Origin of the sequence: Thermicanus aegyptius DSM 12793 (assembly GCF_000510645.1) — a bacterium.
Lineage (GTDB): Bacteria > Bacillota > Bacilli > Thermicanales > Thermicanaceae > Thermicanus > Thermicanus aegyptius.
Map to the genome: position 1 here is coordinate 3,201,137 of NZ_KI783301.1, position 14,080 is coordinate 3,215,216.

General features: G+C 56.3%; 6 protein-coding genes. All 6 read right to left on the minus strand.

The window, feature by feature from the left end:
- Positions 1 to 10 precede the first annotated feature (10 nt).
- The 6 genes from THEAE_RS0117110 to addB all read right to left on the minus strand — a co-directional run bounded on the left by THEAE_RS0117110 (position 11) and on the right by addB (position 14,054).
- Complete coding sequence (locus tag THEAE_RS0117110) at positions 11 to 1,006, minus strand: 5-oxoprolinase subunit C family protein (RefSeq protein ID WP_028988268.1); 996 nt, start codon at positions 1,004 to 1,006, stop codon at positions 11 to 13.
- Entirely contained in the window at positions 1,003 to 1,698 is a 696-nt protein-coding gene (gene pxpB / locus THEAE_RS0117115; RefSeq protein WP_028988269.1) for a 5-oxoprolinase subunit PxpB, read from the minus strand. The genes THEAE_RS0117110 and pxpB overlap by 4 nt, the downstream gene beginning before the upstream one ends.
- Positions 1,699 to 1,772: 74 nt before the next feature.
- The gene (locus THEAE_RS0117120; protein ID WP_028988270.1) at positions 1,773 to 5,324 is read right to left on the minus strand and encodes an SbcC/MukB-like Walker B domain-containing protein; all 3,552 of its coding nucleotides are present in this window, start codon (positions 5,322 to 5,324) and stop codon (positions 1,773 to 1,775) included.
- A complete protein-coding gene (locus THEAE_RS0117125; protein WP_028988271.1) occupies positions 5,306 to 6,487 on the minus strand; it encodes a metallophosphoesterase family protein in 1,182 nt (393 codons plus the stop codon). Before THEAE_RS0117125 ends, THEAE_RS0117120 begins: the two co-directional genes overlap by 19 nt.
- A gap of 203 nt (positions 6,488 to 6,690) precedes the next feature.
- Positions 6,691 to 10,665: a helicase-exonuclease AddAB subunit AddA gene (addA, locus tag THEAE_RS0117135; protein ID WP_028988272.1), complete on the minus strand. Its 3,975-nt coding sequence runs from the start codon at positions 10,663 to 10,665 to the stop codon at positions 6,691 to 6,693.
- Positions 10,662 to 14,054, minus strand: coding sequence for a helicase-exonuclease AddAB subunit AddB (addB, locus tag THEAE_RS0117140; RefSeq protein ID WP_028988273.1), 3,393 nt, complete (start codon positions 14,052 to 14,054; stop codon positions 10,662 to 10,664). Before addB ends, addA begins: the two co-directional genes overlap by 4 nt.
- Positions 14,055 to 14,080: the final 26 nt, after the last annotated feature.

The following is a 14,080-nucleotide window of genomic DNA, read 5'->3' on the forward strand; positions in this document are numbered from 1 at the left end:
TTCTCGATTCTCATCCATTCCCTTTCGCCCTGATTCCCTCTGCCAACTGCTTGAGCGCCCTCTCCCGCAGACGATATTCCGTCCAGGCTTCCTCCAGAGAAACCTCCTGAAACCGGATCCTCTCCCCGGGCTTCACCTGGGCGACGACAGGTAAATCGGCGGTTATTACATGGGCTATTTTCGGATACCCCCCCGTCGTCTGCCGATCCGCCATCAGCAGGATGGGGTTCCCGTCCGGGGGGACCTGGATCGTGCCCACCGTCACCGCCTCCGAGATCATCTCATACGGTTTTTCCATGTTTACCTTCGGACCGGTTAAACGATAGCCCATGCGGTCCGATTGTGGGGTAACCAGAAATTCCTCGCGGAAAAATTTCTGCCGGCTCGCCCTGTCGAAAAGGTGAAAATGGCCGCCCCGGATCACTCGAAGCGTAGGATTTTCCCGATAAAATGAAAACATCTTGGGGCTAACCTGCCAATGGGCCGCCGCAAAGGGGAAATCATGCAGGGAACCCATCAGGCTTTCCGCCCAGGGAGAAGGCTTTCCGATCTCTAAAACATCCCCCTCTTGCAACGGACGTCCTTGGTAGCCGCCGATTCCCGCCTTAAGATCGGTGCTTTTGCTTCCCAAGACGGAAGGGACCGATATTCCCCCGGCCACCGCCAAGTAGGCTCGGCTTCCTTTCCCCATTCCCGATCCCCGCAAGATGCCGCCGGCTTTCACAAGCACCGATCGCCATCGGGGCAGAAGGCGGCCATCCATGTGAAGAGGAAGATCCCCACCTGTGATGGCGATAAGAACATCTTGATGAAAGCGAAGAGCAGGCCCCGTAAACGTCATCTCCAGACCGGCATCCCCCTCCTCATTCCCAACCAGTAGATTCGCAACCCGCAAGGAAAAGGGGTCCATCGCTCCCCCCACGGTTACCCCATACCGCTGTGCACCGATCCTGCCCAAATCCTGTACGGTCGTTAAAAAGCCTGGCGTTAAGACGGTAATGCTCATCCCTCTTCCTCCACCCATGCGGCATATTCATCGGGGGAGATGGGCTGAAAGCGGATGCGATCACCGGACTGAAGGAGACTGGGAGGATTTCGGTGCGGTCGAAAAAGGTGAAGGGGCGTTCGTCCAATGATCTGCCATCCCCCCGGAGAGTCGATGGGATAAATGCCGGTCTGGGTCCCGGCAATCCCCACGGAACCTGCGGGGATTTTCATCCGGGGAGTTGCCCGCCGCGGGGTGGCGATACGCTCCGGCAGGCCGCCCAAGTAAGGAAAACCGGGGGCAAACCCGATCATGTAGACCCGGTACTCCCCCTCGGAATGAATCGTTATTACCTCTTCAGGCGCCATATGATGATACCGAGCCACAAACTCTAAATCGGGTCCCCATTCTCCTCCGTAACATACCGGGATGACCACTTGCCTGGCGGTTGCCGCAGCAGAAGGAGAGAGGCTAGCCAGAATCTCCTCAAGGCGGCTTTTTACCTCCAAATAGGTGGTCTTCATGAGGTCGTAGATGAGAGCAACGCTTGTAAAAGCGGGAATATACTCCACCATCCCGGGGAGCGGATGTTGGTCTAAATAAATGGAGAGCGCGCGCACCCACCCATGCGTTTCCGGTTGAATCCGATCGCCCAATTGTACCAGTACCGCTCGATCCCCCATGGGGCTGATCTTGTAGGAACTTCTTTCCACCGCTGCTCTCCCTCCCCCGTGAATTCTTCTTCCATGAAACATGATACGACCCTTGCCATCATTCTTTATACCCGTCACATGGCTTCAATCCGGACCCGTGTGCCTCGACCGGAGGGTTCCGCCGGTTCTACGATGAGCTGCCTCGGGATTCTCTCCTTCAGTTCCGGGACGTGGCTGATGATGCCGATGGAGAGATGGTTTTCATGAAGGCGTTCCAGAGCGGTCAGGGCGGTATCCAGGAGCTCGGCATCCAAGGTTCCAAACCCTTCATCGAGAAAGAAAAACTGCAGGGGGTATTCTCCCTTCAACTGAATCTGTGCCGACAAGGAGAGGGCTAAAGCGAGGGAGGTGAGGAAGGTCTCTCCGCCGGATAAGGTGCTGACCGGCCGCCTCATTCCTCCGTTCGCATCGTCGCGGATGACGAAACCGCCTCCGGAATCGACCTCCAGCGCGTACCGGTTCCGGGTTAAAAAGAGCAAACGGGCGGAGGCGTCCCGGCTAATGCGGTGCAAATGTTCCTCGGCGATAAACTCCACGAAGGCATTCCCTTTTAGGACGCTTTGCAATCGTTGAAGGAGCTCCTTTTCCTTGCTCCAAAAGCGGCGATTGTTTTCCAATTCCTTCCACCGAACAGCTTTGATCTCCAGTTCCTCCACGTCCCGCTTCGCTTTTGCCCTAAGCTCAAGGGCCTTCTCATCCGCCTGAATTGCCTCTTCCTTCTCGATGATGAGCGCTTGCCATTCCTCCTCTGTCAGCCCTCTTCCCTGCAGGAGGGTGTTAAGGCGCAGGAATTCCCTCTCCAGCTCCTTCCCTTTATCCCGATACTCTTCCAATCTCCTTCGCCAGCCTTCCAGCGTCTCGGCCAGATGCAGCCATGACTGGACCTCCTCCCTGTCCCGAAACGAAGAAGCCGCGAGACGGTTCGCCCATTCCTCCAGGTGGTGGTTCTTTTCCTTTTCCGCATGTTGGAGGGAGGCGGTGATGCGGGTGTAATTCTCCTCCAGGTTGCGGTAACGTTCTTCCCCTTTTCGGTAAGCTTTTTCGCTCTCCTCTTCGTTCCGGGCCAAATTTGCCAAGGATACGCGTATCTGTTGGATCGCCTTTGCAACCGCAACCCGTTCAAGCTCTCCCTCCGGCCGCGCAGGCAGGTGGGCGGCTAAAAGGGGATCCTTCAAGAGCATGGTGAGACGTGCCCTCTCCTCCTCCCTTTGCTTTCCTTTTAATTGAAGGGCGACCTCCATCTCCCCTCTCTCTTTCTCCAACCGATTCAAGCGATGCTCTATCTCCTTTTTTTCTTCCTCCCACTTTTCCAAATAAAACATACTTTTTTCGATGCTCTTCCGTACCTCTTCCTCTTTCTTCTCCCGCTCTTCCAACTCCCGCTCTCTCTCTTCCACGCGTTCCAGGGGAAGGTGGGGGAACGCATCCCGGTACGCCCGCCGCTTCTTCTCCAATTCGGCTTCGATGAGGGCCACTTTCCCTTCCGCGGCCTTCACTTCCCTTCTTTTCTCCTCCAAAAGGGGAAGGAGCTTTAAAAGTTCGCTTTGTTCCGCTTCCAATTGGGAGTAAGCCGCCTGCCACGTTTCCTTGCCCGCTTCCCGTCCCCTTTCATCCAGGGCAAAGGATTCGATCTCTTCCTGCAGCCTTTCCCCTAAATAGTGCAACTCCTTTTCCGCCTCTTCCAGCCCGGAAAAGGGGGAGCGGGAAACGGATGCGGATGATTCGAGGGCAGAAAGAAAATCGGCCTCTCCCTGGGAGGGGAGGAGATCCTCTGTAGAAGATGAATCCGTGGCGGCGATCTCACCTTCCCGATCGGCTAAGGAAGAGGATAGCATTTTCTGAAAGTGGAAAGCTAACCCTTCCAAACGGATCAAGCTCTCCCTCAACTTCCTCCGGTATTCTTCCCCTCTTCCTATCAGATCCTCTCCTCTTCGGATCAGCTCTTGCCACCGCGAAAGCTGGCTTCCATGGGAAAGGGCAAGATGGGGATGGCGGGTAGAGCCGCAGACGGGGCAGGGATCTCCTTCTTTTAATCCTTGGGCTAATTCGGCTGCCAGAAAGCGCCTTTGTTCTTCTTCCTGGGAAAGACGTGCCATAGCAATCCCTTGCCCGATCTTTTGAAGGATGGAGGTTCCTTGCTCCAAAGCGTTTTTTGCCGCATCCAGGTGGCGAAGCCAGGCCGTGAAGGCTTCCCTCCCCCGTTCACTTGCGATCCTGACCTTCCGCTCTCTTTCCTCCCGCAGCCTTTCCGCTTCCTCCTCATCCTTCTTCCTTGAGGCGAATTCAGCTCTTCTCTTCCGTTCCTCTTCCTCCAGACTTAAAATCTCCTGTCGGCGCTTTTGGACTTCCCGTAATACTTGACGCTCCTCCGCCTTCACGGCGCAGCTTTCCAGCTCCGCCTTTAAATCGTTTTGCCTCTCCCGGCCACGGTCGATCCGGTTGAGAAGAGCCTCATGCTCCCGCTTCCCATGCTCCTCTTTCTTCGCAAGCTCCTCCCACCGATTTTTGAGGGCGATCAATTCTTGGTCCAACCCCTCGGCCTTTTGGATCTGACCCTCCGCTTCCTGAAGGCGTTCCAAACGAACCGTAAGGGAGGGGGCCTTGTCTTCCTTCTCCTTCCTGGCCGCCTCATACCTTGCTTTCAGCTCCTCGAAGCGGACCCTTTCCTCCTTCAGTGCCCTCCTCCCCTCTTCTTCAAGGCCCCTGAAGGCGACCACTTCCTCTTCACTGCGGATCAAGTTGGTTAAGAGGGGGCGTAGACGCTCCGCTTCCTCCCCTTTTTGGAGGGCGTATGCCCTCTTTTCCATCTCCCCTTGTTGTTGGCGGTGATCAGCCTGCTCTTTTTCCACCTGCGCAAGTTCCTTCTGCCAATTCCACACCTTCTCCAGCTCGGCTGCTTTCTGCTCTACTTCCATTCGGCGCTTCCGGGCAAAGGAGGCTTCTTCTTCGAAACGGGCCGCTTTCTCCCTGGCCAGGGCCAACGCCTCTTCCGATGCATCTCCCAATCCCTGCTGTTCTCCGGCGATGGCTTCGAGGCGCATCGTTACCCCTTCCATCTTCTGCTTCAAGCGCTCATTGAGGCGCTCACCGTATTCTTCCAAATGAAAGATGCGCTCCAGCATCTCCCGCCGCTCTTTTCCTTTTAAGCTGAGGAATTCGGAGAATTTTCCCTGGGGCAGGACAACGGCCCGGGTGAAATCATCTGCCGTTAGTCCCAATAGGTTTTCCACCTGCTGGGTCACTTCCCGGTCCCGATCGGCCAACACCACTTCCGAAGCGGCCATCTCCATCAGGCGGCTCGTCGCGTTTCGGACCCGGCCCTCCTCCGCCTTTTTGTAGCTTCGCTCCACACGGAAACGGCGAACTTCATTTCCCTTGAGGAGTTCAAAGGTGAAGGATACATAAAGTTCCTTCTCTGCCTGGTTCAGAATGCCATAGGTATGATTGGATGCCCGTTCCACTTTTCCGTAGAGGGAGAGGGTCATGGCATCCAAAATGGTCGACTTGCCGCTGCCGGTGGGGCCAAAGATGCCGAAGACGCCTCCCCGGCAGAGGCGGTCAAAGTCGATGGTGACCAATTCCCGAAAGCTATGTAATCCCTTGATCTTTAATTGGATGGGGCGCATGATTCTTCCTCCTCACCGGCGAGAAGTTGCATAAACCGTTGGATCAGCTCCGCTTCCGCTTCTTTGCCGCCGCTCACCCGGAGATAGAAACGCCGGAAGAGCTCGTTCAAGGGCAGGGTCCGGTCGGTGATCCATTCTTCTCTCTCCGCCATCTCAGGATAGATGGGGCGGATCACCAGGATGCCGGGATGGGCTTTTCTCAGGTTCAGAATCTCTTCCTGATGGAGCATCTCCTGAAGGTGGATCTCCAGCTGAATCCAAGCGTTTTTATCCCTTCCCTCTTCCAACCAGCGGTGCACCTGAACCAACCCTTCTTTTGCCTTCCAGACAACGAGGGGTTTACCGCTCGACAGATAAATTTCCCGGATGGAAGGAGAGGCTCCCGCTTCCGCCTCGATCAGGGTGACCGATTTCGTGTAGCCGGCTTCGGAGAAGCTGTAGGCAAGGGGCGAGCCGGCATAGCGGGCCGGGGCTTTGGACCCGTTCACATCTTGAGGGCGGTGAAGGTGGCCCAAAGCCACATAATGGGCGCCCGCAGGCAGGGAAGAGGGAGAAACGGTATAGGCGCCGCCCACCTGAATTTCCCGTTCCGACTCGCTTTCCACCCCTCCCCGGACGAAGAGGTGGCTCATGGCCAGATTGACCGTATCCGGGCGGAAGCGGCGGGCTGCCTCTCCAAAGAGGGCGGCAACCCTCTCATCGTAGGCGCCTTGCATCTCCCCTTCCGTGAAGCGTTCCCCGAAGGATTCCCTCAGGCGGGATTCCGATGGATAGGGAAGGGCATAGAGAACCGCTTCTTCTCCCTTCGCCGTCTTTAGCAATAGGGTTTCTTGGGTTGGCCTCCCCAATAGATAAAGGTTCTTCCCCTTTAAGAGGGGAGTGGCGGCGGCTAGCCGGTCGGGATGATCATGATTCCCCGCGATCAAGACCAGGGCGGTCCTCCCGTTCGCAGTAAGGCGGGCAAGGGACTCATAGAAGAGCTCCTCCGCCTCCGCGGGAGGATTGGCGTTGTCATATACATCCCCCGCCATCAGGAGGAGGTCAACCTCCTCTTTTTCTACGATCTCCACCAATTCATCCATAAACTGGGCTTGTTCTCCCAAACGGCTTCGCCCCTCCAGGGTCCGCCCCAGGTGCCAGTCTGCCGTATGCAGGATGCGCATCAGAACTTCCTCCATTCCTCGGTCCTTCCTTTCCGCTCCAGCCAATTCCACCGTCCCGTCCCGGCTGAAGCCCCCTCCGCCCTAACCTCATCTTTCCGTACGATACAGGCCGATCTTTCAAGGGAACCTGCCTCCATACCGGATGACCTAAACCCTCAACGCGTTGCCGCTTCAGGAAGGTCACCCATTCCCACCGGGCACCCCTACTCCACTTCCAGGAGCTTCTCGCCATGAAAGAAATAGAGAAAACTGCGGGCGACGGGTCTTTTCCAAATGCTTCTTACCGCCTCCCGATAGAGGGCCACCTGCAGGCGGTAGCGACGGATCAATTCCCCATCTTCGATTCCGTCCGTTCTGTCCGTCTTATAATCGAGGAGAAGGAGGTGCCCCTCCTCTTCGATGAGGGCATCGACGATCCCCTGAACCAGAATCTCCTCATCCTCTCCCTCCCAGTCGGGATAAGCCCGTGAGGCAGGTATCTTGAAGGTAAAGGGCACCTCCCGGTAGACGTGGGAGGCGGTCAACATCCTCCGTCCCATGCGGGTGTTAAAGAAGCGGAGAATCCCGTCGATATCGATGCTTTTCACCTGTTCCGGCGTAAGAAGCTCCCGTTGAACAAAGCTCTTCAGCTCTTCTTCCACCCGATCCCGATCCAGGGGCCGGGTGAGATCAAGATGTTGCATCACCGTATGCATCGCCGTTCCTTTTTCGGTGGCGGTAAGCCCCCCCTCCTCCATGAAGCGGGGACGCCGGGCCAGGCGGGGTCTACGAAGTGGGAAAGAAGAAGAAGCGGGCCGGAGGGAAACAGCGGCATCGGAAGCAATGCCGATTCCCGAATCGATCCCCGATCCTAACCAGAGCATTTCCTGTTCCTCTTCCTCCTCCTGGAAAAGTTGTATCTTCCGCTTGATTTCGGATACCGACTGCTTGGCCGGATGCCTCTCCATCGGGGTATAGGGGCTTGTCCACCCCAAGATCCTCTCCAGTTCCTCATCCGCCATCGCCTGCCTCCCTATTTCCTCCTCCACCTCATGGATCAAGGAGGCGGGGACGGTTTCGAAACGGCGGAGGGTTTCCCAGATCTCCGAGCGAATCTCTTCTCCCTTCTTCCGTGTCGGATGAGAAAGTTCCCGAGCGGGAATAACTTGCAGGGTAAAGCCTTCTTGAAAGCAGGGGGAGGCGCCGTTCGAGGAGAGATCTTGGGAGGAACCCTGCGGCAAGATCAGGGCGGGACCGATCCAGTCCAGATAACTTTTGGCGCTTAGAAGGTGATAGGCCGGCAGCGGTTCATCCCCTTTGCCTCCCTTTTCTTTCCATCTTTCTTCTTCCTTTTTATAATCGGGAAGGGTGGCTACGATGTACAATTTCTCCTTCGCCCGGGTTAGGGCCACATAGAGAAGGCGCATCTCCTCCGCCAGCATCTCCTTTTTCTCCCGCTCCCGAATCGCTAGTTTTGGCAGACTTGCCGAGCGGATGGAGAGGTCGAAATCCACCACATCGGTCCCAATACCTAATTCCTTGGAGAACAGGGTGGGGCTTCTTAGATCCTGTTCATTAAACGTTTTACTTGCTCCGGCCAGAAAGACGATGGGGAACTCTAACCCTTTGCTCTTGTGAATGGTCATAATGCGTACCACATCTTCCTGCTCCCCGAGCGCCCTCGCCGTTCCCATATCATCGCCCCGCTCCTTCATCCGTTCTACAAAACGGAGGAAACGGAAAAGTCCCCGAAAGGCTCCCTCTTCGAAGAGGCGGGCACGGTCGTAGAGAGCCTGCAGGTTGGCCTGCCTTTCCTTCCCCCCCGGAAGCCCGCCTACGAAATCATAATAACCTGTCTCCCTGTAGATCTGCCAAATCAACCGGGAAAGGGCTCCCCGACGGGCCAAATCCCGCCATTTCCCCATTTTTTCCAGGAAACGGCGAAGAGTCGCCTTAAGCTCCTGATGCTCGATCGACTGCCCATTCTCCCCTTTGGAAGAGATGAATCGGATCACCGCATCGTAGAAAAAGCCCTTCTTCCTCTCCAAACGCAGGAGGGCCAGTTCCTCGGCGGAAAGGCCCACGATGGGGGAACGGAGGACGGAAGCTAACGGTATATCTTGATAGGGATTATCGATGAGCTGAAGGAGGGAGAGCATCACCTGAATTTCGGTGGCGGAAAAATACCCTCCTCCCCTCTCCACGTAGACCGGCAATCCCAAAAGGCGAAATTGCTCCTCAAAGAGGGGGGCCCACCCTCTCGCGGACCGAAGGAGGATGACGATATCCCGAAACCGGACCGGTTTCATCCGCTTCTCCTTCCGGTCATAGAGGAAATAGGGGGAGGTTCCGTCGCTTCCGACGAGATCCCGGATCCGGAAAGCGATGAGGCGTGCCTCCAGTTCCGCCCGCTCCATCTCTTCCGCAGTAATCTCCAAGGATTCCTTCTCCGGCTCATCCTCCCCGTTCGCCTCCTCTTCTTCACCGGCAGCCGCCGTAGAGAGGTGATCCTCCCCGTTTTCCTCCTCCCGGGAGAGTTCTTTTGCACCCTTTTCCCGGTCGATGATGAGAAGTTCGATGCTCTTCGTTCCCTCTTCTCCTTCCCGGGAGGGGGGATTCTCCTCCACATCCGGCCCCGCTCCGTACTTCAGTTCCACCCTCTCATCATAATCAATCCCGGCGGTCTCCCGGCGCATCAGCGCCCTGAAGAGGCGGTTTACTCCCTCCAGGATTTCCCTCCGGCTCCGGAAATTGCGGGACAGGTCAATACGGGTCCCCCATTCGTTTCCCTCCGGTGAATAACGTTCATATTTTTCCTGGAAAAGGAGGGGTTCCGTTTGGCGGAAACGGTAGATGCTCTGCTTCAAATCGCCCACCATAAACCGCCTCCCCTCTCCCTCTGTAGTAAGCAGGGTGAGAATCGCCTCCTGTACCTCGTTGGTATCCTGATATTCGTCGATCAGGATTTCCGCATATTCCCGGCTTAGCTCCCGGGCGATCTCCGATGGCATCTCATTTCCCGGAGTGGAGCGGCTGTCCCTGAGGAGAGCCAAGGCTTTATGTTCCAGATCGGAAAAATCGGCCACCCCTTTTTTCCGTTTCACCTCGGCATACCGCTCATGAAAGAGGAGAACCCGGTGAATCAGTTCGTCCGCCACAGGCAGAATCCGCTGTAATTCTTCCTTTCTCCCTTCAACGCTCCCTGAAAAATAGGTGTCGAGGAGGGACTTAACCTCCTCCTTCACCCGATCCCTCAGTTCCTTCACTTCTTCCCTTAACCCCTCATTCCGATTCTCATTTTCCGACCGTTTCACAGCGGGAAGCCGACCGAACGCAAGGTTTCGAAGTCCTGCTTCGATCGCTTCCCAGGGCGTCTCCTCCGTCACCAGAATCTTATTGAGGGCCTCCCCTTCTTCCTCCAAGCGGCCGCTATATTCCACAGGACCTCCAGGAAGACGGCACAGGTGAAGGGCTTTCCCATGGAACGCCTTCAGCACCTCAATCCTTCTCCCGATCTCCCCCTTTACCTCCCTGATCCACGGCCAATCGTCAAACTCCATCTCCAGAGCCTCCCGGTAGAGGCGGACCATCTTTCGCAACGCTTCCTCCGGCCAAGGCCGGCTGCGGGAAAACTCATAAAGCCGGAGGATCAGGTCCTGAAGCGGCTCATCGCTTCGATCGCTGCTAAACCAGTCGGCTACGGCAAAAAAAGAATCTTCCCCATAGGCTTCTTCCAAAAGATTCTCCAGCACTTCCTGACGAAGAAGCCGTTCCTCCGCCTCATCCAAAATCCGGAAGTTGGGGTCCATTTGGAGACGGTAGGCATACCGTTTCACCAGATCCATACAGAAGGAGTGGAACGTGGAGATGGCGGCGCCAGGCAGTAGGAGAAGCTGACGGCGGAGATGATGGGAAGCAGGCCTTTTCTTGAGCTCCTCTTCGATGGCATGACGAATCCGCTCCTTCATCTCTCCTGCGGCCGCTTTGGTAAAGGTGAGAATTAAAAGCCGATCCACATCGAGGGGCTCCTCCTCGTCGAGAAGGGTTTGAATCACCCGTTCCACCAAGACCGCCGTCTTTCCCGAACCGGCAGCCGCCGAAACCAAAAGATTCTTGCTCCGTTCATAAATCGCCCGCCATTGTTCATCGGTCCATCGGCTTTCCTTCGGCTTCATCGGGATCTCTTTTTTTCGGTTCATTGGGACGGCCCTCCTTCCAACAAATTCTGCCATATCTTCTCCTCTTTCACCCGGAGCAGGCGGGGTTGATTCTCCTCCAGGCGGTTGTCGAACTGGCAGACCGACTGATAAAGACAATAGGTGCAAGCCCTTTTCTTCTTATATTGGTATGGAGAGATTGCTACCTTCCCTTCGGTCATCTCAAGGGCCGCTTGCCGAATGAGGGAGCGGACATGGGCGCGAAGAGCGGCAAACTGCTCCTTCCCCGCCACACGGGATGAGTTGTAAAAGCTGCCATCTTTCTTCCGTCCTACAGGCAAGATCTCCGAAGTGCCTTGAATGAGCCGGGTATCCATCAGCTGGATCACCTGTTGATCCGCCAGGAGGAGCCCCCGCATCTTAAACCGCTTCGTCATCTCTTTGTCGATCCGAGCCTGCTCCGCTCCCATGGGAAGGAGAAGGAGGGGATGGTGAACGTGGAAATAGAGGATCCCCGCCGGAATCGCCTCTTTGCCCAGCCAATCTCGGGAAAGGTCAAGGAGGGCATCCAGATAGGCCACCATCTGCAAGCTTAAGCCAAAATATACCTCTCCCAGATCGAGGTCGTGAAAGCTTGATTTATAATCTAAAATGCGAAGGTAGAGGTTCTCTCCCTCTTCTGCGAGATCGACCCGGTCTATCCGTCCCTCCAGTACCAGATCGAACCCATTGGGAAGCGTGATGCGGAGGGGAGGCAGCTTTCCGCCCTCTCCAAAGAGAAGTTCAATCTCCTTTGTCTCGAACCGGCTGCGCCGGGCCTGCTCCCCCAAAACGGAAGCCGTCCGTTTCACGACCCGATGGAGTCGTCCCTTCAGGTAGCGGTACCGATTGGTGCTGGTCAAAATCTCATGCTGCAGGGAAAGGGAAACCGCCTCCACAGCCCCATCGGCCAGCTGAAGGAGTTCATCCTGGGACAGATCTCCCCACTGCCGACCTGACTCCATGATTCTCGAGGCCAGCAGGCGAAGCGCCTCATGATAGAGGGTTCCAATATCGGCCAACTCCAGGCGGAACCTCTTCCGTTCCTGCAGGGCGAGCCCATAGGCGGCAAAATGGGAAAAGGGACAGGCGTAATACTTTTCTAGACGGGAGATGCTCCCTTTAAGCGGGTTTCCATACAGACGGCGAGCTGTTTCACGCCCTATATCGGTCTCCTGATTCCGGTAGAAAAGGCTTCCCAGAGCCCTTTCCAACGATTCCTCCCAATTCGGCCGGGTGCGAAACCAGTTATATACCTTTAGCCAAGTGGGGTGAAGGGGATAACCCTTCTTCCACTCCCGCAGGCGAACCGTCAGGTGGGAGAGCGTCCTGCGGGGATGGGAGATCAACGATCCCGAAGTATAAAGTTGAGGGCGCAATTTCGGAAAAAGATGTATCAAGCGCGAGATGAGAGAAGAAGGTTGAAGCGCCCTTCCTTCCTCGTCGGCCAGGGAATAGGAAAGGGCAAGGTGATCCCTGGGATTTGCGAGGGCGAGATAGAGGTAGAGTTCCTCCTCCTGAAGCCGTTCTTCAGCCAAGGGCGAAAGGGGAACCCCCTTGGCCGACAGGCTCTTCCGCTCCTGATCCAAAAGAAGGCCCTCTTCCCGGAAAACCTTTGGGATAAGGCCATCGTTGACCCCTACGAGGAAAAGAATTTTGGGAGAATAGGAACGGGTACGGGAAAGGGTGCCGACCAACACCTGATCCATGGCCGGAGGAATGAGGGCAAAATTTTGCTCCGCCAAACCCTTTTCAAAGAGGTTGAAGAAGAGATCCTCGGAAAGCTCCTCTTCCCCTAACCCTTCCTCCATTTGATCCAAAAGGTTGAGGAAAGCCTGCCAGACCTGCTCGTGCTCCCGGGCCTCCTCCACCTTCCCCTCTTCCCGCTCTTCCTCCATCCAGACTTCCAACTTCTCCGGTACCTTTAACTGAATGAGAAAGCGGTAGATCGCCTCAAGGCGTTGCCTCACATGGGTCGCTTGGGTAAGCTCTTGCTCCAGCTCCATGAGGGGACGGACCATCCATTGCCGCAAGCGTTCCCCTTCCTTTATCCGTTCGGGCGGTGTGGAGATCCCCCAGCATTCCTTCTTCCACCGGGGTCCGGTGATCCCAAATTCCAGGATGAGGTTCTCCAGGCGGTCTAAGGCTCTCCTCCCATTCTCCCGTCCCGTTTTCTTCGTCACCCAACCCGGGAAGAGATCGGTCTTCACCATGCGGAAGAGAGCCTCACTGGGCCATCCCTCCCGTATCACCTCTAAGGCAGAGCGAACCAGTTCGACCAAGGGGTGATGAAGCATGGGCCGCCGCTCATCGAGAAAAAAGGGGATTTCATCGTCTTGAAAAAGGGTGCGGATCAAATCTCCGTAGGCGGCCATATCTCCCACCAAAACACCGATCTCCCGCCAACGCGCCTTTCCTGTGCGCACAAACTCCCGGATTCTCCTGGCCACTCCCTCCACCTCGGCCCTCCGGTTTACCGCCTCGGACAGGGAGATCTCTCCAGGTTCAAAGGGAAAGGGGGGAGCGCCCAACTCCTCGTAATGGGCTTCCAAGTAAGATAGCGCCCCTCTCCCGTTCTCCTTCTTTTCCTCCCACCGAATCACTTCCACCGGAACGCCGGACTTCTCCGCCAACTGCTGCAATCGGTCCCGGGTCAGGGCAGGGATCCGGAACAATCCCCCCTCATCGACGGGGAGGGAGATCGTCACCCTCCTTACGGTGGTGATAAGAGCTCCCAGAACGCTCATCTCCCGGGGAGTAAAGCGGATAAAGCCGTCGACCCAGACCTCCGCCTTTCGCAAGGAAGGAGCCTTCGGAATCATCTGGGCCAGGAGCCGAAGCGTCTCCTCGGAATCGAGGTATTTCCCCTCCAGATGGGCGACGGCATCCTTGTAAATGAGGGAAAAATCATGGAGCTTTCCTTTGAGGGATTCACTTCCCTTTTCCTCCAGATCCAGAAGGGAGATGGATGCCTTCAACTCCTCAGGACTTACCCCATAGCGGCGAAACTCCAGGAAGATTTCCTCCAGTTGATCGCCAAAACCGGGTTGTTCCACCGCCTGCCGGAAAGCAACCAGTTCATGCCGATGCTCCAAAAGATAGCGATATAAGACCAGTTTCACCCCGAGGCGGCTCATGGGTTTTCTCGTGCTCCCCCCTAATTCTGTGAAGAGCCGCTGGGCTAAGCGGCGAAAACTGTAGACCTGCGCCCGGATCATCCCCGGCAGGCGGGAGTCAAGGAGCGCCCGCTCCGCCTGAAACTTCGCCTGTTCCGGCACCAGATAGATCAAAGGAGGGCCCATCGGCCTTTCTTCCAGTTCCTTGCGGATCTCCTCCAGCATCTCTTCACTCTTACCGCTGCCTGCTCGACCTAGGATCAATCGTAGAGACATCCTTCTCCCCTCTCCCACGGCAAACC

Bases quoted from the DNA above. Each gene is read 5' to 3' on its own strand.
- THEAE_RS0117110 (WP_028988268.1), bottom strand. From the start codon at position 1,006: ATGAGCATTACCGTCTTAACGCCAGGCTTTTTAACGACCGTACAGGAT.
- THEAE_RS0117120 (WP_028988270.1), bottom strand. From the start codon at position 5,324: ATGCGCCCCATCCAATTAAAGATCAAGGGATTACATAGCTTTCGGGAA.
- THEAE_RS0117125 (WP_028988271.1), bottom strand. From the start codon at position 6,487: ATGCGCATCCTGCATACGGCAGACTGGCACCTGGGGCGGACCCTGGAG.
- addA (WP_028988272.1), bottom strand. From the start codon at position 10,665: ATGAACCGAAAAAAAGAGATCCCGATGAAGCCGAAGGAAAGCCGATGG.
- addB (WP_028988273.1), bottom strand. From the start codon at position 14,054: ATGTCTCTACGATTGATCCTAGGTCGAGCAGGCAGCGGTAAGAGTGAA.